The 23,857-nt window shown below is 43.3% G+C and carries 24 protein-coding genes; 6 read left to right on the top strand and 18 right to left on the bottom strand.

The genetic code is table 11. The features are described 5' to 3' along the window. Positions 1–46: 46 nt before the first annotated feature. Positions 47–445: a cytidine deaminase gene (locus NSQ50_RS10535; RefSeq protein ID WP_036689594.1), complete on the top strand. Its 399-nt coding sequence runs from the start codon at positions 47–49 to the stop codon at positions 443–445. 134 nt (positions 446–579) lie between these two features. Here NSQ50_RS10535 and NSQ50_RS10530 read toward each other — a convergent pair whose 3' ends face one another. Both NSQ50_RS10530 and NSQ50_RS10525 read right to left on the bottom strand, forming a co-directional pair. Beyond that, positions 580–954 carry a hypothetical protein gene (locus NSQ50_RS10530; RefSeq protein ID WP_076143249.1) on the bottom strand — a complete coding sequence of 125 codons (375 nt, stop codon included), beginning with the start codon at positions 952–954 and terminating at the stop codon, positions 580–582. Positions 955–1,111: 157 nt separating this feature from the next. After that, on the bottom strand, positions 1,112–3,784 hold the full coding sequence (locus NSQ50_RS10525; RefSeq protein WP_076100819.1) for an adenosylcobalamin-dependent ribonucleoside-diphosphate reductase: 2,673 nt from the start codon (positions 3,782–3,784) through the stop codon (positions 1,112–1,114). 386 nt (positions 3,785–4,170) lie between these two features. On the opposite strand from NSQ50_RS10525, the gene NSQ50_RS10520 reads away from it, so the two are divergent. From NSQ50_RS10520 to NSQ50_RS10510, 3 genes are all read left to right on the top strand, one after another. Beyond that, on the top strand, positions 4,171–5,916 hold the full coding sequence (locus NSQ50_RS10520; protein ID WP_076100821.1) for a DEAD/DEAH box helicase: 1,746 nt from the start codon (positions 4,171–4,173) through the stop codon (positions 5,914–5,916). Further along, positions 5,913–6,977: a YqhG family protein gene (locus NSQ50_RS10515; RefSeq protein ID WP_076100822.1), complete on the top strand. Its 1,065-nt coding sequence runs from the start codon at positions 5,913–5,915 to the stop codon at positions 6,975–6,977. Before NSQ50_RS10520 ends, NSQ50_RS10515 begins: the two co-directional genes overlap by 4 nt. 156 nt (positions 6,978–7,133) lie before the next feature. After that, positions 7,134–8,156 carry a hypothetical protein gene (locus NSQ50_RS10510; protein ID WP_076100824.1) on the top strand — a complete coding sequence of 341 codons (1,023 nt, stop codon included), beginning with the start codon at positions 7,134–7,136 and terminating at the stop codon, positions 8,154–8,156. A gap of 68 nt (positions 8,157–8,224) precedes the next feature. On the opposite strand, the gene NSQ50_RS10505 is transcribed toward NSQ50_RS10510, so the two are convergent. Beyond that, positions 8,225–8,413: a YqzE family protein gene (locus NSQ50_RS10505; protein WP_036689445.1), complete on the bottom strand. Its 189-nt coding sequence runs from the start codon at positions 8,411–8,413 to the stop codon at positions 8,225–8,227. 183 nt (positions 8,414–8,596) lie between these two features. Here NSQ50_RS10505 and NSQ50_RS10500 point away from each other — a divergent pair, with 183 nt between their 5' ends. After that, entirely contained in the window at positions 8,597–9,349 is a 753-nt protein-coding gene (locus tag NSQ50_RS10500) for an N-acetylmuramoyl-L-alanine amidase (protein WP_235219580.1), read from the top strand. Here NSQ50_RS10500 and NSQ50_RS10495 read toward each other — a convergent pair. From NSQ50_RS10495 to NSQ50_RS10430, 14 genes are all read right to left on the bottom strand, one after another. Beyond that, a complete protein-coding gene (locus tag NSQ50_RS10495; protein ID WP_076100825.1) occupies positions 9,336–10,196 on the bottom strand; it encodes a divergent polysaccharide deacetylase family protein in 861 nt (286 codons plus the stop codon). The genes NSQ50_RS10500 and NSQ50_RS10495 overlap by 14 nt on opposite strands. 105 nt (positions 10,197–10,301) lie before the next feature. Then, positions 10,302–11,387 carry a glycerol dehydrogenase gene (locus NSQ50_RS10490; RefSeq protein ID WP_076143251.1) on the bottom strand — a complete coding sequence of 362 codons (1,086 nt, stop codon included), beginning with the start codon at positions 11,385–11,387 and terminating at the stop codon, positions 10,302–10,304. Between the two features lie 82 nt (positions 11,388–11,469). Next, positions 11,470–12,213: an SDR family oxidoreductase gene (locus NSQ50_RS10485; RefSeq protein WP_076143253.1), complete on the bottom strand. Its 744-nt coding sequence runs from the start codon at positions 12,211–12,213 to the stop codon at positions 11,470–11,472. A gap of 770 nt (positions 12,214–12,983) precedes the next feature. After that, positions 12,984–13,574 carry a TetR family transcriptional regulator gene (locus tag NSQ50_RS10480; protein WP_076100830.1) on the bottom strand — a complete coding sequence of 197 codons (591 nt, stop codon included), beginning with the start codon at positions 13,572–13,574 and terminating at the stop codon, positions 12,984–12,986. A gap of 456 nt (positions 13,575–14,030) precedes the next feature. Next, complete coding sequence (locus tag NSQ50_RS10475) at positions 14,031–14,960, bottom strand: alpha/beta hydrolase (protein WP_081386872.1); 930 nt, start codon at positions 14,958–14,960, stop codon at positions 14,031–14,033. A 68-nt stretch (positions 14,961–15,028) separates the two neighbouring features. Beyond that, positions 15,029–15,436 (bottom strand): MerR family transcriptional regulator, encoded by a 408-nt coding sequence (locus NSQ50_RS10470; protein ID WP_051491619.1) that lies wholly within the window; start codon positions 15,434–15,436, stop codon positions 15,029–15,031. Positions 15,437–15,602: 166 nt separating this feature from the next. Beyond that, entirely contained in the window at positions 15,603–16,046 is a 444-nt protein-coding gene (locus NSQ50_RS10465) for a DinB family protein (RefSeq protein WP_076100832.1), read from the bottom strand. Positions 16,047–16,049: 3 nt separating this feature from the next. Then, positions 16,050–16,577 carry a HugZ family pyridoxamine 5'-phosphate oxidase gene (locus NSQ50_RS10460; RefSeq protein WP_076104631.1) on the bottom strand — a complete coding sequence of 176 codons (528 nt, stop codon included), beginning with the start codon at positions 16,575–16,577 and terminating at the stop codon, positions 16,050–16,052. Between the two features lie 44 nt (positions 16,578–16,621). Beyond that, positions 16,622–17,401: an ABC transporter ATP-binding protein gene (locus tag NSQ50_RS10455; RefSeq protein ID WP_076223211.1), complete on the bottom strand. Its 780-nt coding sequence runs from the start codon at positions 17,399–17,401 to the stop codon at positions 16,622–16,624. 1 nt (position 17,402) lies between these two features. After that, a complete protein-coding gene (locus NSQ50_RS10450) occupies positions 17,403–18,392 on the bottom strand; it encodes a FecCD family ABC transporter permease (RefSeq protein WP_076100836.1) in 990 nt (329 codons plus the stop codon). Positions 18,393–18,408: 16 nt separating this feature from the next. After that, the gene (locus NSQ50_RS10445; protein WP_051491617.1) at positions 18,409–19,446 is read right to left on the bottom strand and encodes an ABC transporter substrate-binding protein; all 1,038 of its coding nucleotides are present in this window, start codon (positions 19,444–19,446) and stop codon (positions 18,409–18,411) included. Between the two features lie 233 nt (positions 19,447–19,679). Continuing rightward, the gene (locus NSQ50_RS10440; RefSeq protein WP_038569910.1) at positions 19,680–20,231 is read right to left on the bottom strand and encodes a GNAT family N-acetyltransferase; all 552 of its coding nucleotides are present in this window, start codon (positions 20,229–20,231) and stop codon (positions 19,680–19,682) included. 25 nt (positions 20,232–20,256) lie between these two features. After that, positions 20,257–20,958, bottom strand: coding sequence for a hypothetical protein (locus tag NSQ50_RS10435; protein ID WP_038569908.1), 702 nt, complete (start codon positions 20,956–20,958; stop codon positions 20,257–20,259). 194 nt (positions 20,959–21,152) lie between these two features. Continuing rightward, complete coding sequence (locus tag NSQ50_RS10430) at positions 21,153–21,524, bottom strand: hypothetical protein (RefSeq protein ID WP_052096946.1); 372 nt, start codon at positions 21,522–21,524, stop codon at positions 21,153–21,155. Positions 21,525–21,690: 166 nt separating this feature from the next. Here NSQ50_RS10430 and NSQ50_RS10425 point away from each other — a divergent pair, with 166 nt between their 5' ends. Next, positions 21,691–22,938, top strand: a complete 1,248-nt coding sequence (locus NSQ50_RS10425) for a S8 family peptidase (protein WP_038569907.1) — start codon at positions 21,691–21,693, stop codon at positions 22,936–22,938. Here NSQ50_RS10425 and NSQ50_RS10420 read toward each other — a convergent pair. Continuing rightward, positions 22,930–23,739, bottom strand: a complete 810-nt coding sequence (locus tag NSQ50_RS10420; RefSeq protein WP_076100842.1) for a class I SAM-dependent methyltransferase — start codon at positions 23,737–23,739, stop codon at positions 22,930–22,932. The genes NSQ50_RS10425 and NSQ50_RS10420 overlap by 9 nt on opposite strands. Between the last annotated feature and the right edge of the window lie 118 nt (positions 23,740–23,857).

Raw genomic sequence — 23,857 nt, 5'->3', positions numbered from 1 at the left:
TAAGGGGACCGAAAGGTTCATTCTTATTTAAAAAAGGGTGAGTATTATGAATAAAGAAGAATTAATGGAAAGCGCACGTAACACAAAGAAAGCTGCTTATGCCCCTTACTCTAAATTTCCAGTTGGAGCAGCCTTATTACTTAAAGATGGAAATGTTATTAATGGAGTAAACGTAGAAAATGTATCTTTTGGCGCTACTAATTGTGCTGAGAGAACAGCAATCTTCACGGCTATTACAAAGGGCTATACTAAAGGTGATTTTCAGGCTATAGCTGTAGCAGGTGACACAATGGATTTTCTGCCGCCATGCAGTATCTGCAGACAAGTATTATCGGAATTCTGTTTGCCTGACATGCCTGTCTATTTAACCAATGAGAAAAAAGAAATCTTAGAGCTGAGTTTAAGGGATTTATTGCCTTACGCATTCAAAAATTTAGATATGTAAAAATAATTCCTCTCGTAGTGGAATAACAAAAAACACGCGTACCTGTGTTAGACAAGTACGCGTGTTTTTTGTGTTAAAAAGCTTAGCTAGACACGAGTTCACAGACCAGACACACCGCGTAAATACGTTGTTACTTACCAAATCGCAATTCCAACCTTATCTTTTTCTTTAAATACTACCTTTATCATCTCCAAAGCATTTCTTACCCTAAATTCAATAAATTCTTTATCATAGTCTGTATGTAGTTCTATAGTATCTAAATTATCAAGCAAAATAAGGAATTCACTTTCCAGTTTTTCTATTTCTTCATCAAATGCAAAAATATTCGTATTCTTTAAAGAATATATTAACTCACATCCGAGTTCACTAATTAAATCATTTCCCCAGAGAGTTTTTCTGCATGATTCGAAACCAAATAAATTATTGTGTGGTGCAGGTACCTGCTCCTCCAAAAAATTAGTATCTACAATTATACTTCCCTTTTGAATTACACTAATTATCAAACTCATATAGTTAAAACCTCTTAATGAACATCATCAATAATAAAAAAACAAGCGATTCATTGAGATAAAAGATTAACACTTCCTCTCGATGATCGCTTGCTTTTAGTAGCTATGCATAGTCATATTTCTAGTTTTCCCATAAAACACTTATTGGCTCTAACGTTTACCCACAACGACTATACCCGCAATTGCCACAAGTCTTACAGCCCTCAATATTAATCAGCGAGGCGCTGCCGCAGGATGGGCAAAGGTCACGGGAAGCCGTAGAGTGATTATGTCCATGATGACCACCATGTCCATCTTCCGTAGCTGACGGAACGCTCGATTTTATCTCCGCATTTAACGCTTCATTGAAATCCTCCAGCTCCAAAGTTGCTGCAATCGGAGCAGGTACATGATCATCATGAGCATTGTTCAGCACATGTGATTCCAGTGCCTTAGCTACAGCGTCAGCAATGGATTCAACACGATTCGCGCCGAAGCCGATAGCTCCTGATCCGCCAATGCCTTTCAGATGTTTGATCAACAGCTCAACTTTCTCACCATGATCTCCGTAACGGAGGAACAAGGAGCAGACACGGCCTAATGCTTCTGCCATAGCAAAGACGTCAGAACCTGCTTTACCTACATTCAGGAAGATTTCAGCCGGTATTCCATCAAGGTCATTGATCGTAATATATGCCATCCCAAATGGTGTATTGATCTTATAGGTAGCGCCGCGCAGAACCTGCGGACGTTTTTTGTATTGTTTATCCGCCTCTTTTGTAGTCACTTGAGGTGCAGGACTTGCTGCTACAACACTTGTGCTTGCTTCTACAGTAGTTGTAGCTTCCTCTGCCGCAACCGGAGCGGCTTCTTTAGCTGCGGTATCTTTTTTGTCTTCCTTCTTCGTGGTTTCCAGGACTTGAACGTCACGGCTTCCATCGCGGTAGATCGTAACACCCTTACATCCTAGATCAAAGGCCATTTCATATAGCTCAGCCGTCTCTTCAACCGTAAAGTCAGACGGGCAGTTCGCTGTTTTGGAAATGGAGCTATCTACCCAGCGTTGGATCGCTGCTTGCGCACGGATATGATCTTTAGCTGACAGATCCATCGAAGTTACAAAGTAGTCCGGCAGCTCTTCACCTGGATGAGCTTCAAGCCACTCTTGAGCGATTGGAACAAACTGTTCATCATAGCCAAGACGACTTTGACGGAAATATTTGAAGGCAAAATAAGGCTCAATTCCCGTAGAAGTCCCCACCATTGTACCTGTACTACCTGTAGGTGCTTGTGTAATCACTGTAACGTTACGCATACCGTGTTCACGAATTGCTTCGCCAACCTCTGGATACGCTTCGACTATATTTTTCATAAATCCGCTCATTAAATATTTTTCGGTATCAAAAGCTAGGAAAGACCCCTTCTCTCCAGCAATTTCTGCCGATGCAAGGTATGCTTCACGAGCCATAAAGCCGTATAGCTTGTCCAGAAACTCCAACGATTCCGGGCTGCCGTAACGGATGTTCAATTTAATCATCAGCTCCGCCAATCCCATGGTTCCGAGACCCACGCGGCGTTCCTTTTTCTGATTCGCTTCATTTTCCGGGAAATGATAAGGTGTTTTATCAATTACATTGTCCAGAAAACGGACCGAATAACGTGTTGTAGTCGCAAGATCTTCCCAATCCACATCATGATTTTTCTCATCGTAGAACTTGGACAGGTTCACCGCAGACAGATTGCAGACTCCCCAGCCTGGCAGTCCTTGCTCTCCACAAGGATTTGTACAAATAATCGGGTTGAAATACCAGCTGTTAGACATCTGGTTATAGTATTCCATGAACACGACGCCTGGCTCAGCGGATTTCCATGCCGATTCAATGATCGTACGCCACACGTCACGCGCTTTTACGGTGCGATAATGGATAACGTTTTTGCCGGCAGCTTTCCACTTGTCGAGATCGCCATCCCACATTTCGTTATATTCAGGATCGGTTGTATCCGGGAATACGAGATCCCAGTCCAGATCTTCTTTTACAGCCTTCATAAAACCATTGCTCACACATACCGAAAGGTTAGCATTAGTGACTTGGCCCATCGTTTGCTTCACGGTAATGAAGTCCTCAACATCGGGATGCCAGTCATTAATCATCAGCATGAGCGCACCACGACGGCTGCCGCCTTGCTCAATAAGCCCCGTAGTATAACTAAACAAACCGCCCCAAGATACGGAACCACTGGATGAACCATTAACCCCTCTAACAATCGCACGACGAGGACGCAATGAAGACAGGTTAATGCCCACACCGCCACCACGGGCCATAATCTCCGTCATTTCAGACAATGTCTGCATGATGCCGCCACGGCTGTCTTTTGGAGAAGGGATTACATAACAGTTGAACAATGTTAATTCTTCACTAGCACCTGCACCAGCCGCAATACGTCCACCCGGCACAAGCTTCCAATCATCCAGAATTGAACGGAATTTGCCCGCCCATTCTGCTTGAAGCTCAGGTGTCTTCTCTACAGAAGCCATCGCTGTGGATAGACGGTCCCACATTTCCTCAGGAGTTTTTTCTATATTAAGGGTCAACTTTTCAACATCCGATTTCACAAGTTCGCCACTGCGCGTCTTTACAGTTACGATTCGACCACTGCGCTCTACAATTTCTCCGACTTCCTTAGTTGGAAACTTCGGATCATCTTTGGTCAGCACCAATACAACGTCGCCTACTTTAGCATTGTTGCTGTCTGCATCCTTCCAAGCATAACGATCCAAAAATATTTTTTCACTTAGCCCTTCAAGGCGTTGCTTACGTTCCACTTTACTCAATAAAAAAACCTCCCGCATGTGTAGTAGATATTAGTTTCCGGTCCAAGGTATGGGCCCACAACAAAAACTCCCTTACCATCCTCCGCTGCTTAACAGGTGTATGTAGGAAGCTCATCTTGTCAATAACAAATACCAGCTAAGCACTCTATAAAAAATACATTTTCAAGCTTTTGTCACAATATATTGTGTGCGTCAGCTTTTAAACTATACCACATATTGTATCGAAGGTCTTATTCGAAAATAGAGTCAAGTTGCCGAATTATCGCAAACGTTGCTGCTTTTTCTCGCTCTTGCTCTCTTTTTTAAAGGCTATCGTGAAAAATAAGAGGTTATGAATTCTCTCGTTTACGAGCATACTACTCTTACGAATGGTGATATAAATCCGAGCTTGAGGAGGCTGCATTATGACGCAATTATTCCGTAATTCTCTACCCCAGCAAGGGGGAACACCCGCGCCGATACTGCCTGTTCCTCTTTCTTTTGACCGTAATTGGTTGCAAGATCTGGAGCTCAAACTGGAAAAGGGCGGCCCATGGGGAGACTACCGTTTATCTAAGCTTGCCGTACAAGGAGAGGAAACAGGTCTAGTAACGAGCTTCGATGAGCTGCAATGTATGAAGCATTTATCCGGCTTGTCCCCTCTTCCCCATCAGCTGGATACAGCGCATAAGGTTCTGTTCGAAATGTCAGGCCGCGCGATTCTTGCAGATGAGGTTGGACTGGGCAAGACCATTGAAGCAGGACTGGTGCTCAAAGAATATCTCGTACGCGGTCTTGTCTCCAAAGTGCTTATTCTCGTACCTGCTTCTCTAGTATTGCAATGGGTTCGTGAGCTGAATGCGAAATTCGGCATCACTGCTGTCGCTCAGAAAAAAGCCTATTCTTGGGGTAACGCCATAGTCGTCGCATCGATGGATACCGCCAAACGCGATCCGCATAAGGAAATCCTGCTGGAAAATGAATACGATATGTTGATCATTGATGAAGCTCACAAGCTGAAGAATAAAAAATCGACCAATTATCTATTTGTACAGCAATTACGCAAAAAATATTGCCTGCTGCTCACCGCGACTCCCGTTCAGAATGATCTGGGCGAACTCTTTAATCTGATCACTATACTGAAGCCGGGGCAACTTGGAAATCAGGGCGATTTTGCCTCGAATTTCGTGGTTGATAAACGCCAGCCCAAGAATGAAGGTCAACTGCGGGACGAGCTTTCGAAGGTCATGATCCGCAATCGCCGTGGTGAAGGTCCAGTTAATTTCACGAAACGAAAAGTCCGTAATATTCCCTTAGTTCTCTCCCAAGAAGAGAAAGATTTGTATAACAGTGTTACTTCCTTTGTCAAAGACCAGTATCAGGAATCCGGTGGCAATCTTAGCAGCATGCTTTCTCTGGTAACCCTTCAACGTGAGGTGTGCAGCAGCCGGGATGCCGTCTTTATCACTTTAGTTAATTTGATCAAAAAGCTGCCTACGGATTCACCAAAAAGAGACCGGATGATGGAGCTACTACAAACCCTCCGTACTGTTAAAACAAACACTAAAGCTGAAACAACCTTAGCCCTCATTCAAGAAATGAATGAAAAGGTCATCGTCTTCACGGAATATCGCGCAACTCAAGAATATTTACTGCAGTATTTCCGTGAACATGGGCTGATGTGTGTCTCTTATTCCGGCGGGATGAACCGTGGTAAAAAAGATTGGATGATGGATCTTTTCCGCGGCCGGGCTCAAGTTATGATTGCTACAGAAGCCGGTGGTGAAGGGATTAACCTGCAATTTTGCCACCATATGATCAACTTTGATCTGCCCTGGAATCCCATGCGGGTGGAGCAGCGTATCGGCCGTGTCCATCGGTTAGGGCAAGAAAATGACGTAGTGATCTACAACTTGTCTACTCAAGGCACGATTGAAGAACATATCCTGCATCTGCTACATGAGAAAATCAATATGTTTGAAATGGTGATTGGCGGGCTGGATGTAATCCTGGAACGTTTTGAAAAGAAGGAATCGCTGGAGAAGAGTTTATACAAAATCATGCTCGAATCCCGCTCCGACGAAGAATTGCGGCATGAGCTGGACCATATTGGTGAATCCCTCAGTGAATTGACACAGGGTATTAAAAAAGAAAGTGGGACTGCGACATGACCCTCACCGCACAGGAAGTACGCAAGCATGTGATGGACTATCTTGAAGCCACTGAATGCTCCATCATTGAGGCTTCGCCCCTTCACGTAACTGTGAAATTATCACCTAGAGCTGACAAAATGCTCACCGACCGGCCGTATTATTGGGGATTCGTGGAGCGCACAGGTGTAGATCCTGAGACCCTTTCTTTCACCTTTGTTTTTGATCCGGAAAAATACGACAGTCAAGCTGCAGTAGAGGTTCCCCCCATTGCAAATCGTAGTGCTGGCATCTTGAATCAAGTTGTCACCGGAAGCCTAGCTACAGGTGTAACAAACGATGCAGAGGCCAGCGCTGACTTACTCGATCCGGCCTCCTTGGGCTCAGAGGCAGTGAATGCTCCATCTACTGACCCGGAGGAAAGTATTCTAGCCCGCTACTTCGGTATTGTGCCGGCACTCCCACGAATTGGACCCGGGATGATCCGCAGAGAGGATATTATTTACGGAAGCAAGCGATTACAACAAATTTGGAACGCCGCTCGGGACGAAGGTAAATGCCTTTACTTATTTGAGGACCCGGGTAGCAGACAGCGGAACACGCTGTTCTCTGCCGCTTACGAACCATGGCTAAGTGTCTGCTATAAAGTGGAGATGAGCTGCGATTTGAAACGGGAAGAGCTCCATTATCTTGGCATCTCTCTAACAAAGGGAACCATCATTGATGATTTTAATGCAAAAGTTTCCACGAAAGAGATGATGCCACGCTTGCCGGAAAATGTGCATATCCAGCCTTACGAAATGACAGTAGCAGCCGCTACCGACTTATTGGAAACTCATCTTACCGCTCAGCTAGCCGAACTGGACTATACTTGGGCAGAACAGGCGCGTGAGCGGCTAAGGGTTGAGCTGGACATCATTGATGTCTATTATGGAGAGCTGTTGAAGGAGCCTGATGAAGAAAAACGCCTAGCGACACAAGAACAGTATAACCGTCGTCGCCAAGAGACCATTTGGCAATATGAGCCGCAAATCGCAGTTTCTGCGGTAACCTATGGACTGTTTCATCTGCGGAGCCTATAGAATGCGACCCTACTCGCTAAAAGCAGGCAAAAAAACAAGAGAACTTCCGCCTTCCGGCGCGACAGCAAGCAACAGCCTTTTTATAGCTTGTCCTCTACAATAAAAAGGAAGCTTATACTTTCTGATATTTCATAACAAAGAAAGGTGAACGACGCCATGAAAATAAGTGTACGGCGGAGGCTGCTTCTTGCAGGTCAAAGCTGCTTCCTCCTGCTTCTATGCATCGGACTCATCGCAACGAGCTCCGGTTCCTCTTCTGCGCTTGCAGCTTCCAGAGTAAGTGTAGTTGATTCAGTCACACAGGATTTGATACCTGTACTGCAGATGGATATCTTACCTTCACCCGGTACGGTCCAAGAATTTGCCAAGAGTACACTGAACAAGCTCGCAGCAGAAGCTCCATTTACAGCCTGGAAGGACGCAGGAATAGAATATTATCCTCTGGGTCCAGGTACTCATAGCTGGCTTGTCAACGTTATGAAAGGTGAACAGCGGATCGGTTACATGATCATTTCGGCTACGGATCAAGGTGGTTATATGCTTAGCGAATATGGAGCTGGCACTTACGGTCTCCCCTATAGTTTATTAGAACTGCGCCAATTTTTGGTGCAGGAAGGACTTATACCTTCATCTTTTACAGGCAAAATAAAACTTACAGCCTTATATGCACCACTTCTACCCGTATGGAAAATCGTCATTGACGATAAGACGATATTTATCAATGCTTCCGTGCCGCAAGTTTTGCCGTGGACGCTAAGTAAAGCGGAAGAAGTACTTAAAGGACAGCAGACAGAAACGGATGTAATCACTAACCTAACTACTGATTTGTCGCCGCTTTCTGCTTATCAAAGCGGAGGAACAGATGATCCTTATAAAAATATCATGTGGTTGACCTCCCCAAAACTGCTTGCTGTAGGTGGAGACAATATCGCCGCACTAATTCGTCCCAAGGAAAGTATTGCTTATCAATCCGCTGGCCGAAATGATATCGTAGGGGCACCTTTTATGATTACAGGTTATCAGAACTGGTCGATTGCTTCGAATAATACAAAAGCAATAAACAACATGCCCACCGTTTATGCAGCATCAGGACCAGAAGGTAGAAGATATTTACCCCTCACTGCCTTGCAGGCTATCGGAACACTGCACAAGCTGCCCGACAAAAATATCTATAACTAAACATAACAAATAACCTTCCGCTGCCACCCTCAACAAGGCACTGGAAGGTTATTTGTTATTTGTGAAATTCAATCCTTGTCACTGTGGCTCCATTTGCTTCGCCAGATCGACCAACCCAGCGGAAGCATACCGAACCATTTCTGTGACCACGGCTGCTTAGTAGCCGCTCTTCGAGCATGAATGGCACGCGGATCCTCGATATAAACAACTACCTTCTCAGTGATATACTTTACAAGCTCATCGCCGCCGGAAGCCATTTGTAACACCTCCTACATTATAAGTGAATTAAGATAACCAGCGTCGTTCCATGCTCTTAGTGTGCACCAGCGAGCATATATCTAAACTCTTGTCCCGGATTGTTCGAATAGGTTTACCTATTAAAGCACAATCTAACAAAGAATCTAGGGCACGAGGTTATTCACATGCAAGGAGGAGTTCATTTGAACAATGGGAGAAATAAAGCTTATTCCAAGACAGCAGCTGCAATATGCGGCTTACGTATTACTTTAACTACAGTTGGACTTCTAATGCTGTTTGTGGGGAGTGCATATGCTTCTGCAACTCCATCCAAACCCGTAGTGAATGATGAACGTCAGCATCTCTTAAGCCACGGCCACCGTATGATCTTAATTGATGCAGGACATGGGGGGATCGACGGAGGAACTTCCTACGGAAATATTCTTGAGAAGGATATTACATTAGATATCTCACGCCGATTATTTCTGCTGCTGCGCAGCGATGGATTTGATGTTGCCTTAAATCGTAATGGAGATTATGCCCCAAGTGATGAGAACCGCTGGCTGCGCAGTAAATCCCGACATCTGCGCGATCTTGCCCAGCGTAAAGAACTGGCTGAGACATTACCAGCTACCGTAGTGGTCAGCATCCATGTTAACTGGGCACCTTCTCCTTCCAAACATGGTCCGCTTGTATTATATCGCCAAGAAGGCCGCAGCTTTATCCTTGCCCAGACCATTCAGCAACAATTAAACAGTCTCTATAATATCCGTGCTGAGACAAGACCGGGTAAGCCCTTTTATTTACTCAACAAAATAACCGCCACAACTGTAATTGTTGAGGCGGGTTTTGTAAGCAGTCCGACAGATCGCGAAAAGCTATGCACCCCTAAAGGGCAACAAGAAATTGCAGAAGCGATTGCTGGCGGCATAGTAGCTTATCTTATGGAAGTGTAGGATTCGAGTTCCAGTTCATTTCGTTTTTGACTAGATCAGAAATGCCTATAAATTCAACATCATCTTTTATTTGCTCAACACCGCTGCGGATGCCTGCGGCGGTTTCTTTTCCATATACACCAACATGACCAATGGTTACGCAGAATCGTTGATCCTTCGCCAGGTTATTTACGAGGCCCATTTGTTTCAGGACATGATTGGCTGTGTGTGTATCATCCAAAAAGATATGATTCTCTACACGCGGCAGCCCCATTCGATAAGCCATATTGCCAGCAACAGAACGGTAGTTGGTTTTACTGTCCACAAAAAACAATCCCCGCTCTTTGCACACGGATAAGATCACACCCATAATCCGTTCGTCCCCGGTAATCTTAGAGCCCATGTGGTTGTTTATGCCGATAGCATAAGGCACATTATCGAGTGCTGCCTCTACTTTTTGACGGACTTCCTCATCAGACATCTTGGCCAGTACAGCTCCTGGTCCAAGCCATTTAGGATTACCTTGGCGCGGCTCCATCGGTAAGTGGAGAAGAACATCATCTCCGCGTTCATGCGCGCGTGTGGCATCCTTCACAGATGTAGGCAAAAAGGGCATGACCGCCACCGTGAGCTTAATCGGCAGTGAAAACATTTCATCCGTCCCCTTCATGTCATTGCCGAAATCGTCAATAATAATTACGACCTTATTACGTCGAGATGCCTTCTCTTCACTTGGTGTGTTTGTAGGGTTGTCTCTGGACTCGGCAGCTGAAACAGACGGTACCACGGAACCGATTAAAGTAACCATTAGAGCAGCAACAGCAATCCAAATCAGTAAATAACGTTTGAAACTTCGACTGTCCTTCATCAAGAGGAACGCCTCCTTCGTCTTAAACAATTGTTCTCATTGTTTGGTTCACGAAGGTTAAATATGTACGAGGAAGGTTCGCAATAATTTACAGTCGAGTTTTTTCTATTGTCCCCGTGCGTCTGCGGCAAGAATAGCTTCCAGCACATCCAGTGCTTGAATTTCAATTGGCATATTCCAGATGGGGCTATCCTTAGAACAGCTAGCTTCAGCTACAGTCATCAACTGATCGATATCCTTATTTGTAATCCCAAGATCTTTGAGAGTAACGGGAAGGCCGATTTTTTTGCAGAAATCAATCACCTGATCAATCTCTTCATATGGTGCTTTCTCCAGTACAAGCTGAACGATCGTAGCAAAAGCAACCTTTTCACCATGAAGAGTATTCCTGCATTCCTCATGCAGCGTCAATCCATTATGAATCGCATGCGCTGCAGCAAGTCCGCCGCTTTCAAACCCAATGCCACTTAAGTAAATATTGGCTTCAATAATGTGTTCCACCGCAGGAGAGGTAATGCCTTGCTTAACATCTTTTAATGCCGTTTCACCCTCTGCTAGAAGGGTATCCAGACAGGCACGAGCTAATGAAAGGGCTGCAATTGTGCTAGTCCCACCTGCATGGGTAATAGCCCCAGATTCTGAGCAAGCTCTTGCTTCATAAAAAGTAGACAACGCGTCACCCATTCCAGCAACAAGCAATTTTGCAGGAGCTTTGGCAATGATATCGACGTCTACGATAACCAGATCGGGATTTCTTTTTAATGGAAGATAACAGTCAAAGTCTCCTTCATCCGTATACAACACTGATAAAGCGCTGCAAGGTGCATCCGTTGAAGCTACTGTGGGTACAATAACTACCGGGAGGTTACTCATCTGGCTTACTGCTTTTGCCGTATCTAAGGTCTTGCCACCGCCAATCCCTATAATGACCTCGGCATCCTTCAAGCCAAGTGCGGTTACTATCTCATTAACTTGATTACGGCTGCACTCGCCCTTAAATTCACACATTACTAGCGGCATTTCGTTCATTTCAAAACTGTATGTGATCTCTTTTTTGTACACAGAGAAAATATAAGGATCAATAATGGCATAAGCTCTTGTCGCTCCAAGCTGCGAACAATAATCTCCCAACTTACGAATTTCACCATGTCCTTGTATATATTTAGTTGGTGAGCAGATGATCTGCGTCATGGTTCACTCCTCCTTTTATTTACATTCATATTAGAAGGATTGACCACATTCAGCTATTAAAAAGATCCCTTTAGCCACCAGCTTAAATAAATCCACCATTCACACGGATCGTTTGCCCTGTAACCCACTGTGATTCCTTGCTGGCTAAGAACAACACAATGTTTGAGATATCCTCAGGCTCGCCTAAACGTCCAAAGGAATTCATATTTCCCACGGTCGCAATCTCTTCCGCTGATTTCCCTACGGTAAATAACTCCGTATTCACAGGTCCCGGTGAAACAGCATTGATAGTGATTCCTTTTCGTCCAAATTCTTTGGCCAGCTGACGAGTGATTTGTTCCACTGCTCCCTTAGTTCCTGCATAGACGCTGTAGGTCGGGAACATTTGACCCGTAACGGAAGTTGAAAAATTGATAATCCGTCCGTTATCATTCATATATTTAGCTGCTTGCTGGCAAGCAAAAAAGGTGCCTTTCACATTAATCGCAAACTGCTTGTCGAAATCCTCTTCTGTCATATTTAGAATCGGCTTCGTGATCATAATACCAGCGTTATTGACGAGAATGTCGAGTTGTCCATAGGCTTCTAGTGTAGTTTGGAATAACTGTTCAAGTTCTGCCACCTGGCTGATGTCTGCCTGAATAGCGACGGCCTCTCCACCCTTTTGCTTAATACCGGTTACGACTTCCTCGGCTTTGCCGGGGTTACTCGAATAGTTAACGACCACCTTCGCACCTTGTTGTGCCAAGTTCTCCGCAATCTCCCGGCCCATGCCTCTCGATGCACCTGTTACTAATGCTACTTTTCCAGCTAAATTGTGGTTCATATTTATTCCTCCTATTACTTTGTCCTTCTTGTTGGTCTGATTATAAATCGACCGATTACAAATTACAAGTGACATTTTTTTATATTTGTCATTCTAATTCGCTTTTCACATATTTTGCAACAGTCGCTCGATTCAGACTAATCTACGGGATTTATACCGTTCATTCGCTGCAAGTCGCTCGATTCAGACTAATCTACGGGATTTATACCGTTTATCTGCTGCAAGTCGCTAAATTCAGCCTAATCTAGGGGATTTATACCGTTCATCTGCTGCAAGTCGCTCGATTCAGACTAATCTACGGGATTTATACCGTTCATCTGCTGCAAGTCGCTCAATTCAAACTAATCTACGGGATTTATACCGTTCATTCGCTGCAAGTCGCTCGATTCAGACTAATCTACGGGATTTATACCGTTCATCTGCTGCAAGTCGCTCGATTCAGACTAATCTACGGGATTTATACCGTTCATCTGCTGCTAGTCGCTCGATTCAGCCTAATCTACGGGATTTATACCGTTCATTCGCTGCAAGTCGCTCGATTCAGCCTAATCTACGGGATTTATACCGTTCATCTGCTGCTAGTCGCTCGATTCAGCCTAATCTACGGGATTTATACCGCTCATTCGCTGCTAGTCGCTCGATTCAGCCTAATCTACGGGATTTATACCGCTCATTCGCTGCAAGTCGCTCAATTCAAACTAAACTGCGGGATTTATACCGCTATAAGACACAAAAAAACCTCCTGAACATCAGAAGGTTTTAATTAGATACTACAAAGAAATCCCGGAAAGGAGCAAATCCCAAACAGAGGCGAAATCCTGATCAATCGTAGCCGACTGCCACTCTATAGCATGTGCTGGATGATGGTACCGCGAAGTAGCATTAAAAATTGCTCTAGCCGTTACCACTGGTTCCACCACTCTATACTCTTTGGATTGTATGCCTTTTTCAATAATGCCTGCAATTTGCCCAATTAATTGATCTACGTGTAGGGTAATCATATCCACCGCTTCTAAAGTTACAGCTGCGTACATAGCAAACATTTCGGCATCATCCACAGCATAGGTGCGTTTACTACGAATCAGCGTGTCCATCCATAATCGGAGCTGCTCTTTGGCATTCCCATCAAAATGCTCTGAAATATTCTTTAAAGGCTCTGAAATATTATACTGCAACCATCTTTCGGTTACTGCTTCTCGCAAAGCAGATTTACTGGAAAAATGTCTATACAACGTACCATGACTTACTTTAAGCACCTTCGCTACATCAACAACAGAAGTCTTGTCCGGGCCAAAACGCCGGAGCACTTGTTCAGCCGCGTCCAAAATTTTTTCTTTTGATAATGGAAGATCATTCGACATATGTATTCCCCTCGCTCTATCTCTGGTGGTAATTATCATAGCATATCATGTTCAAAAACGAACTGACAATATTGCCACTTTGTCATTCGTTAAATCATTATCAGTATATACTCACACCCATTTATTAAACTTAGATACACGTCTGGTGTCTAATTCTCCGTAGCCCCCTTCCTACATGAATTCGGACTGAGGAGCCCTTATTTCCGAAAATCACCGTAATTCACCATGCTATCGGACTCAAATGCAGCTATCCACCCAAATCCCCACCTCTTCGGCGTTCTTATGTGCCAATAAGAGCTATGCAGTCCGAAAAGTTAGCCAAACACGCTAAATTGAGCAAATAGCTGCAATACGGTCCGTTACGATGAAGAAGCCCAGTATCTAGCAATCCACCTTCTGCGAACCTAACGATTTCGCCAAAAAAACCTCCTTGATCTCTCAAGAAGGCGCGCAATATCAGCTGCTTTTTTGCTCAATCCGATCTAGCCTCGTTCTAACAAACTTACCGACATTCGCGATCGCTTGCTGCGCCTCTGGCAGCATATAAGCTAAAAAGTGAAAGACGCTCCACATGTTCTCCCATATTTCCAGTTCTACATGAACATCCGCGGCTTGTGCTCGTTCAGCCAACCTCGTTGCATCGCTTAACAATACCTCGTGGTCGCCTACTTGAACAAGTAAATCAGGTAATCCCTGCAAATCCAACCTTAAAGGAGATAATATAGGAGCTAGTTCTGTCCGAGCACCTAAATAAACATCAATTATTCGTTTATTTCCGTCTATGCTGCCTGTTGGATCAAACTCCGCCCGACTCAGATACGATTCACCATCCAAATGGACGAGATCTGTATGCGGCGAGATTAAAAAAGCACCCGCCGGCAGTTCCACACCCGCATCCCGTAAAGTAATCAACGTCATCAGCGCAAGGCTGGCTCCAACAGAATCCCCTCCAAGCAAGACATTCCCGGCAGAATATCCATTCGCGAGCAGCCACAGATAAGCGTCTATACAATCTTCGTTAGCAGCCGGATAAGTAAATTCTGGTGCCAAGCGATACTCAATGATTAGGATTTTCTTACCACTAGCTTTTGCAATTCGTGTAACCAAATCTCGATAAAATTCACAAGTCCCAGAAATAAAACCCCCACCGTGGAAATAAAGGATCACTTCATCAGCGGGTGGAGCAGATTTCACAGGAATAATCCACTCTCCACTTAAGGGTCCAATCATGACCCGCTCGACGATAACATCCGTAGGAATGGGCATGTTCGCAGCCGTCGCGGCCATCTCCTGCCGTATTTGCCCGATAGACTTGCTATCCAATCGGTTGCTTTGTCGCAAATAATCTTTGATCGCTGCAAGCTGCTCTGTACTTGACTTTTCCATATCGTTAATCCCTCCTACAATTCTTTTCAACTCAGATTGTAAAGTCTGTAGGAGACTACAAGGTCAAGTTAAGAATCCATTTTTAGGATTTCGAGCGTGGACTGTACGCCTGGATGTTTATCTGTGGCTAACAAATTTTTTCTCAAATCTGCGAGGGCTGTTAGTTTTATTTCCTGTTTTGCAATTTCGCCACGAACTCGATCCATTTTCTTATCCACAACAGTTACAAAATCATCTATGCTAATGCCGCTGCTTTCAGATTTAGTGAGCGCCTTCTTGATTTCCTTTAAAGTGAAACCACACAGTTTAGCATTATGTATAAAAACAAGTCGGCTAAGCACCTCATCCGAATAAAGACGATAACCAGCTTCTGAACGTAAGGGAGTGCTAATTAATCCGAGCTCTTCATAATACCTTAACGTCTCCATATTCACATTCGCCATTTTAGCAATTTGGCCTCGCAAGTATTCTGTCATAATCAGCGCCCCCTTATAATCCCCTACATTATACCAAATTCAGAGGCAGCAGAGGACATCAAAAGGCCATAAAGGGACATCAAAAGAACGTCAACAAGTAACCAAGCTCCCTTTTAAAAACTCCTTATTTACGCACGAAAAAAACGACATTTCTGCCGTTTTCTCATCAATCATTTCCCAATTTACTCACTTCACTTCGGACTGCATTTTTCTGTATAAGCGAAATCTGTCCGGCATGAATGCCTGTATGATACATAAGCCTGCCTATCGCTTCAAGCGGTGTAGATGTGCCAAAAGCCGAATCCACACTCACATGCCACGCTTCTTCCGGAAATTCCTGCATCGCAGCAGTTAGATTCTCATTGGAAACAGTCAGCAGATCAACGAGTTCATTCAATGTAGAATATGCTGCCTTGTCGCCTAGAGGATTAGGTCTTGCAAAAAACCACTCTGCGAACATAAACTCAACTTCCGCATTATGCTGAATTAATCCCCCAATCATAGAGTTCCCTAGCTTAAGGTTAAGATCCTCTTCCGGCAATGCCTTCACCATTTTATGAAATCGCGTTTGTACCGCTTGCCAGATTGGCAACACTAAAGTGAAAGTCATAGATTATTTGCTCCCTTGTACAGTGGCTTCTTCGTCTTTTTTCTTGTCGATCACCACATGATTGAACAGGTTCGCATCTACGTCGATGTCAAAGGCCAAGCCAAAACCAACAACATAACGCCCTTGGACAGGTGTCAATTCAAACAGTGAAAAATCCAATCCACGCAGCAAATTCACCATTGCCGCCCCATGATCAGCATTAAACAATTCAAAGATCTCCTCATGCCCGTCATTCCCGATATTGCTTGCTGTGCAATTCCATCGCACACGTTCCGTTGCAAATTTATTATTCGTCGCAGACTCATCTGCAATTAGAAGCGCATCTACAAACTCGTTATTTTCCATATATCTGTAATGTTCGGCGATCTTACTAATGTAAATATAAAGTTTGCCTTCATGCTTAACAAAAGGAGCATAGCTGATAAAAGGTTTTCCTTCGTCATCTATTAAGCTCAAAATCAGATTTTTACGATTCGCAATAAATTGCAAATAGTTTTCTTTATTTTTCTTTACATCTACAGGCTTCTTCATTATAAAATCCCTCCATTAATAGGTTATGTAATCTAGCCACGAATCTAGCGAACGGTACTTAACAAATGAATACGAGGTTTCGTCTCTGCAGGAACATATTGAACTTCGGCATCCATTCGGTATATATTCCGGATCATATCGGTTGTCATAACTTCATTTGGTGCCCCATACATCGCTTTTTCACCCGCCTGCACCACAACAATACTGTCACTATAGGTAGAGGCTTGATTGAGGTCATGCAACACCATCACGACGGTCATCCCCATGTCTTGATTTAGCTCACGTACTAGCTCAAGAACTTCATGCTGATGCGAAATATCCAAGTAAGTGGTCGGTTCGTCAAGCAACATAACCAAAGGGCGCTGCGCCAAGGCCATAGCAATCCAAGCACGCTGTGATTCACCACCGGATAACGAGGAAACTGCTCGATCCTTATAATCCTTTAAATGTGTCTTTTCCAGTGCCCAGTGGACAATCTCCATATCCTCATGATTTAATTTTTCGAACCATTTTTTATGAGGATACCTTCCATAGGAGACGAGATCGATCACGGTCATATCATTAGGCGCTTGGTTCTTCTGGCTCAGCATGCACATTTTTCGAGCCACTTGTTTGGCAGTCATGGACTTTAGATCCGTACCCTCGAGTGTGACCGCACCCGTATGATATGGAATTAGTCGTGATACCGCCTTAAGTAATGTAGATTTACCTGAACCGTTTGGTCCTATAATCGAGACGATTTCACCCTTTTTTACGGAAAAAGAGAAGTTGTTAATAATGTTTTTCTGCTCATACCGAATCGAAATAGAGTCGACAGTAAACATGTTAGAACGCCTTCTTTCTCATCAGGTATAGAAAATATGGTCCACCGATCACCGCCATAAGGATACCCGCAGGAATATCTAAAGGTGCAAATAAGGTACGTCCACCTGTATCTGCTATCAACAATACCAATGCTCCAAGTCCCATACTCATCGGCAAAAGAAATTTATAGTCTGAACCCACCAACAATCGAGCCATATGTGGCACAACAAGTCCAACAAAGCCAATCATCCCTATAGCCGCTACAGAGATAGCCGCTAGAAATACTGCCAGCAAGGAAAGTAGAATACGAATTTGATCCACATTTTCACCTAAATTCGAAGCCACCTGATCGCCTAAACGTATAATATTCGCCTTGCGGATCGCGAAAAAGGATAAGATCCAGCCTGCAATGGCATACGGGAAAACCATCATCAAGGCATTGTTCCCTTTTGCAGCCAAACTGCCGTTCAACCATTGGACTGCTGCCGGAAGTCTGTCGCTGTACATGATGGTCAGAAGTCCTATTAATCCCCCGCAAAGAGCATTCACAGCAACTCCTGATAAAATAATAGTGATCGGCGAAATGCCGGTTCTTCTCCACGCTAATGCATATACAATCCCTGCAGCGATTAGTCCACCAACAAAAGCCGCAATTGGAATAAACTCCGTATATTGTGGTGCTGCAAGCATAATGACAAGCACACATGCAGCCGCCCCACTCGTTACACCGGTCAATCCTGGATCAGCAAGTGGGTTGCCCATCACAGCTTGCAGCAGAGCGCCTGAAACCGCGATATTTGCCCCAATGATCATCGCCAGTAATACACGCGGCAAACGAATATCCCATATGATGGTGGCATTCACCGCTTTTGCCGCTGACCCAAAGATTGTGCTTAGGATGTCTGGTATGGGGATGTATACTGAGCCTAGTCCAATCGCAATTATGGCGGCAACGAGCGCAAGTGCTAACGTTACAATAACAATAATTCTGCTACGAGATGTATTTATCACTTGCTGTCTCCTTTAATTATTCATAGAAGTATTTTGCAATTTCGGTTAAGGCTGTCTCGGCGTTAAGGATCGAAGTAACACCGAATACGCTGTAATCTAGAATGTTGATTTTGTTATTTGCATAAGCTGAGAGCTTTGTCCAAGTTTCATTTTTCTCTATTTCTTTTTTGAACTTATCCTCTGTCGCTCCGTGGTCGCCTGAAGCGAGTACGAGAATGATGTCTGGATCAGCGGCTACAATGTTCTCCATATTAATAGGTGAGTAAGTGTCAGTAACTTGCAATACAGAAGTTGCGATGTTATCAGCACCAAGCTTTTTCACCAAGCTACCTAAATAAGATTTCTCACTCATGACCATAAAAGAATCCGCGGTTCCGATTACGAGCAGCACGCTTGGCAGCTCTTTGCCTTCGGCTAATTGACTCAGCTCATTTTCTTTGTCCAAAATCTTAGTTAAAGCAGCATTCATTTCATCTTTTTTATTAAAATAAGTGCCTAAAACTTTGAGGCTAAGCTTTAAATCCTCGAATGATTCTGTTCTCAAATATGCTTTTTGTAGGTCGATTCCTTCTAGCGATTTGTCTAATGTGCTGCGAAGTGATTCCGCTCCCAGCAGCAAGTCTGGTTCAAGTTTTGTCACTACTTCCAGATCCGGTGCCATAGGAGATCCAATACGATCAATTGTTTCGAAATCAGCAGGGATTGGATTCGTTGAAGTAGGTACACCTACCGGTGTTATGCCGAGCAAATAAAGCATTTCTGTTAACGGTACAGAAGTTGTTACAATACGCTCCGGTACTGTAGAAGGGAATTGGCTTAAGGCTTCGTTGAACAACGTTTCATCCACACCATCATTCTCCAGACTGTACACCTTGCCGGCAGCTTCCGCTGTATTCGCTACTTCTGTTGTATTTGCTGCATTCGCTTCTTTCGATTCATTAGCAGTTGTATTCGTTACTGCTTCATTTTTTCGATTGTCCGTTGTATTAGTAGACGAACAAGCAGTCATTGCAGTAACCGCTGCAACAACCAGGAGTACTAATAATTTTTTCAAAATCTATCCCTCCGAATATGTATATTTATACGTTTCATGTAGTGATAATGATTTTCATTTTCACTAATCGCTTCCTATGATAATCGTTATCAATGAGAAGTGTCAAGAATTTTATTTTAATTTTAAATAAGAAGGAATTTCATTATTGTCCGTTGAAGCGGACTAGCATTTCTAATAAAAAAAGCCACGCCCAATGGGCGTGACTTCAAATAGTGGTGTATGAAATCCAAGCGTTAGTCAGTAGCTCTCGTATTTAAAATCCCATAATGAATAAGGTCTACAAACTCATTTTCTTTATAAATATGCTGTAACAAAACGCCTTCTTTCAGCATGCCAGATTTTTGCATAACCCGTCCCGAACCAGGATTTGTAGCAAAGAATCTGGCATACACTTTGTGATAATGTTTTTCTGTAAAAGCAAAATTAATGACCGCTTTTGTTGCTTCTGTAGCATATCCATTACCCCAGTGTTCCTCACCTATCCAATATCCAAGCTCGCCGTTTCTGTGTGTCCGGTTATTTCTCAGTCCTATAGCACCATACAGCTCGTTTGTATTTTTATCAGTAATAGCGAATTCATATGAATTATCATTATTGAACTCATCTTCATGTGTTTCAATCCATGATAACGCACATTCAATGGGGTATGGATAAGGTAGAGTTAATGTACTTTTGTAAACATTATAATTATTGCAGAGCTCACTGACACGCTGTGCTTCAGACAATGCAAAAGGTCTTAAAATCAATCTTTCAGTAGTAATTGTTCTCTTCTCTGGATTGTACAATGGTATCCCCCCGTTAAACTAAATATTATAAAACAAATACAAGCCAGATAAACAGAAAACTTGGCCACCACTGCTTACCCGCTTTCACAAACAGCCAGCCAAACACCAAAGAAAAAGCAGTAATATACAAGCCGCTTTGCAGACCATGTGTCAAATGACCTAATCCCCAAGTCAGCATTAAACCTATTCCGCCATAAGGAAGAGAAGGATTCTTAAACCATACTTCTCCTGCAGACTGCATTAGCGCAACCAATAGTACAACTAGTACAGCTTCCACAATGTAATATATGTTTTGAACCAAGGCAACCCATATGCCCATAAAACCATGTTCTAACTTGAAGTTTTCATATTCTCTATAAATCTGTGGAATGCTCTCCCCATTAATCCAAAATTCCAACACAGCGAACAAAAAGCTTGACATAAAAGCTACAATTAACAAAGGAATGACCTTAGAGCGCCAACGCAAAGATATAACCTTTTCAATCAACTTCCTCTTCCTGAACCAAAGTAGAAATATCATAGCTCCAACTGTCCACAATATGGTGACTATGCTCCAATGAACAACTAGTACGTACCAAGGGCTGACAAAAAAGTCGTCTATATTAAACAAATCCCCCCATAACCATTGATCTAATCCCATGATGAACATATCCATTCCTAACATTAAAAATACAAGCAGTCCTAATAAAAAATATTGAATACCTGATATATTCCCTTTTTCTTTCACGAAACCTCTCACCCGCCCTATATCCATTTTTGTACTATATTCCCAAAAATACGATGCTGAAAGTATGGCATCTCCCCATTCTGTTTGTCTGTAACAAATCACTCACTTGAATCAAAGTTAGAAAAATACATAAAAAAAAGCACGCATCGATATAAAATCGACACATGCTGTTTACTTGACCTGGCTTGTCCAAACTAGAATCTAGCCACAAAAAATTCGCGGTCTGCGGGAACGTTAAAACTTCTTATAGTAGCTCCACTCTCATCTCTTAAAGTGAGAAGATAAGGTACTGATGTTAAGGTACTAATTGTTGGGAATCTAACTACACCAAATTCGTCAAAATCAGCAGTTACCGTTGTAGTTCCAGCTCTCAATGAAGCTGACCACCCCGTAGTATCTTTAGGTGTACCCGTTGCATTTGTACCAATAGCAACAACAATAAATCTATCCAGAGTCTGTCTAATTCTACGTTTCTTTCTCGTAGGAGCTGCTTTCGCTTTTTTAGCCGCGAGAACTTTGCTAGCCATAACTGCTTTCTTGTTAACTGGTTTTTTAATAATTGTCATTTAATTCACCACTTTCTTTTTAGGATACGTTAGTAAATGCAAGAATCGTAATGTTTGACCTCTCTTTCACCTACAAATCTGAAAATGTGTTAAATCCTAGTTTCATAGTTTCGTGTCCACTAGCTCTGCAGTGCATATAATACCTTCAAGAGGTGATTCATTACTAATGAACGGTCAAAAATGGCTAGAGCAATATCATTCGAAAATGCACCATTCTTTGAGAAAAAGAGTTCAACGTTCCTATCTTCCAGCACATAAGGCAAATTCCATTCCAGTTATCATTAAATTCAAACAAAAAATAACTACAGCCCAGCTACAGTCTTTACAAAACCATTTAAAATCCCACGACCTTCCGATCAGACATCATCTTCACCTGCTCAATTCGATATCATCCAAAGTTTCAAAGAACTGCCTGAACCGGATGTGCCGCTGGGATGGTATCGAAAAAATTTATTTGGATCAAGTCAAAAAAACATCCCTTAATATAGCGACACCATCCATTGGTTCCACAGCTGCCCAAAAGAAAAAGCGGCTTACCGGAAAAGGGATTAATATTGCTATTCTTGATACAGGGGTGTATCGGCACCCTGACCTGTTTCGCCCTGTTAACCGCATAGTTGCTTTTAAAGATTTTATCAATCATAGAACACAGCCCTATGACGATAACGGCCATGGAACTCATATCGCAGGGGATGCAGCAGGCAACGGTTGGATGAGTAAAGGAAAATACAAAAGCCCTGCTCCAGAGGCAGGGATAGTAGGTGTCAAAGTACTCGATAAAAATGGCGATGGATATGATTCCACAATCATTAAAGGAATTGAATGGTGTATTGCGAATCGGAGAAGACTTAATCTTCGTATTCTTTCGATGTCATTCGGGGGTAAGGTGAATCTTCCTTGTTCAGATGATCCGCTCTGCCAAGCTGTAGAAAAAGCAATTAAAGCCGGACTGAACGTTGTAATAGCAGCTGGAAACAGCGGACCGGGACGCAGTACGATCGAATCTCCAGGGATTAGTCCTTCAGCAATTACTGTCGGTGCAGTGGATGACCGTCGCACGCTCACGCAAGCGGACGACCGAATCACTTGGTTCTCCAGTCGTGGACCCGCACCGGGAGGAAGGAAGAAACCGGATCTCGTTGCTCCAGGCGAAACGATCATCTCCCTTCGTGCCCCACGATCCAAGCTGGATCGCGAGCTTCCTTATTTGCGGATAGCTAAAGATTACTTTGTGCTGTCCGGTACCAGTGTCTCAACACCTATCGTCTCGGGTGTGATCGCGCAACTACTCCAGATGAACCCTTCTCTTACGCCTAAGCAAGTAAAATCCATACTAAAAAAGAACACATTTCGCCTTAAACTAAGTCCTAACACAGCAGGATGCGGTGAGATCAATGCGCGGTTCTTATCGTAAATCCGCTTCTTTTTTAAAGGCAGTAATGATTGAAACCGACAATTCCTCTGTAAATATACCTGTTGGCTCTATTTCTAATAAAGCTGATTTCATATCATCTTCAAAACGTTCTAAGTTATCTCTAAATAATCGCTTAGAGGCATAAGACGTAGAATACAAATTTCCTAGAATAGAATCAACAGTCCAAGTGATGGAATAACTCGATAACACCTGTCTTTCAACATCTGTAAAACTGGATCGCTTTACAACATCCTCATGTCTTTCTTGTGGATGTCTATATGTACTGTTCCCGGCTATTCTTTCGTCACCCAACCAGCGTTTCACTACTTCATCTACCTTTTGTTGCCAAGGTAACGGTTCTTGTTGTTCATTAAAAGTATCAATTACAGCAATACCGCCGTTATCATCTAAACTGTGATAGAGAATTTCAAGAATGGATTCTCGGTCCATCCAGTGAAACGCCTTAGCCATCATGATGAGACGAAAGAAACCCCAGTCATTGGATAGTTCTTCCGCTCTACCCTGTTGCCAGCTAACATTCTCAACCCTGTTGTACTTTGATAACAGCTTTGCTTCTTCTAGCATCTCTAGTTCAGTATCTACGCCAACAATTTTTTCGAACCAATCCGTAAACCTTTGCGCTAACTGCCCAGTACCACAACCTAAGTCTAGCAACCGGCCCTCTCCGTTAAGTGAGAATTTGTTCACTAGATATCGAATCAGTGAGGACGGATATAGCGGGCGATATCTGGTGTAATAGCTTGCAGTATCTTTGAACAGATCCGGACCATAATCATTCATAGCTGAACTCCCCCTTCTTTTTTACCAAGGACAAAATCATAGCATTTATGTAATGCAAATAAAAGGCTATCCAGAGCATTCTGGGCAGCCTTTATTTATGTGGATACAGCCCAAAACA

The sequence above is a fragment of the Paenibacillus sp. FSL R10-2788 genome (assembly GCF_038003885.1).
In the GTDB taxonomy this organism is placed as follows: Bacteria; Bacillota; Bacilli; order Paenibacillales; family Paenibacillaceae; genus Paenibacillus_AQ; species Paenibacillus_AQ odorifer.
This window is presented reverse-complemented; position numbering and strand designations above follow the sequence as displayed.

Bases quoted from the DNA above. Each gene is read 5' to 3' on its own strand.
- NSQ50_RS10535 (WP_036689594.1), top strand. From the start codon at position 47: ATGAATAAAGAAGAATTAATGGAAAGCGCACGTAACACAAAGAAAGCT.
- NSQ50_RS10530 (WP_076143249.1), bottom strand. From the start codon at position 954: ATGAGTTTGATAATTAGTGTAATTCAAAAGGGAAGTATAATTGTAGAT.
- NSQ50_RS10525 (WP_076100819.1), bottom strand. From the start codon at position 3,784: ATGCGGGAGGTTTTTTTATTGAGTAAAGTGGAACGTAAGCAACGCCTT.
- NSQ50_RS10520 (WP_076100821.1), top strand. From the start codon at position 4,171: ATGACGCAATTATTCCGTAATTCTCTACCCCAGCAAGGGGGAACACCC.
- NSQ50_RS10515 (WP_076100822.1), top strand. From the start codon at position 5,913: ATGACCCTCACCGCACAGGAAGTACGCAAGCATGTGATGGACTATCTT.
- NSQ50_RS10510 (WP_076100824.1), top strand. From the start codon at position 7,134: ATGAAAATAAGTGTACGGCGGAGGCTGCTTCTTGCAGGTCAAAGCTGC.
- NSQ50_RS10505 (WP_036689445.1), bottom strand. From the start codon at position 8,413: ATGGCTTCCGGCGGCGATGAGCTTGTAAAGTATATCACTGAGAAGGTA.
- NSQ50_RS10495 (WP_076100825.1), bottom strand. From the start codon at position 10,196: ATGAAGGACAGTCGAAGTTTCAAACGTTATTTACTGATTTGGATTGCT.
- NSQ50_RS10490 (WP_076143251.1), bottom strand. From the start codon at position 11,387: ATGACGCAGATCATCTGCTCACCAACTAAATATATACAAGGACATGGT.
- NSQ50_RS10485 (WP_076143253.1), bottom strand. From the start codon at position 12,213: ATGAACCACAATTTAGCTGGAAAAGTAGCATTAGTAACAGGTGCATCG.
- NSQ50_RS10480 (WP_076100830.1), bottom strand. From the start codon at position 13,574: ATGTCGAATGATCTTCCATTATCAAAAGAAAAAATTTTGGACGCGGCT.
- NSQ50_RS10475 (WP_081386872.1), bottom strand. From the start codon at position 14,960: ATGGAAAAGTCAAGTACAGAGCAGCTTGCAGCGATCAAAGATTATTTG.
- NSQ50_RS10470 (WP_051491619.1), bottom strand. From the start codon at position 15,436: ATGACAGAATACTTGCGAGGCCAAATTGCTAAAATGGCGAATGTGAAT.
- NSQ50_RS10465 (WP_076100832.1), bottom strand. From the start codon at position 16,046: ATGACTTTCACTTTAGTGTTGCCAATCTGGCAAGCGGTACAAACGCGA.
- NSQ50_RS10460 (WP_076104631.1), bottom strand. From the start codon at position 16,577: ATGAAGAAGCCTGTAGATGTAAAGAAAAATAAAGAAAACTATTTGCAA.
- NSQ50_RS10455 (WP_076223211.1), bottom strand. From the start codon at position 17,401: ATGTTTACTGTCGACTCTATTTCGATTCGGTATGAGCAGAAAAACATT.
- NSQ50_RS10430 (WP_052096946.1), bottom strand. From the start codon at position 21,524: ATGACAATTATTAAAAAACCAGTTAACAAGAAAGCAGTTATGGCTAGC.
- NSQ50_RS10425 (WP_038569907.1), top strand. From the start codon at position 21,691: ATGAACGGTCAAAAATGGCTAGAGCAATATCATTCGAAAATGCACCAT.
- NSQ50_RS10420 (WP_076100842.1), bottom strand. From the start codon at position 23,739: ATGAATGATTATGGTCCGGATCTGTTCAAAGATACTGCAAGCTATTAC.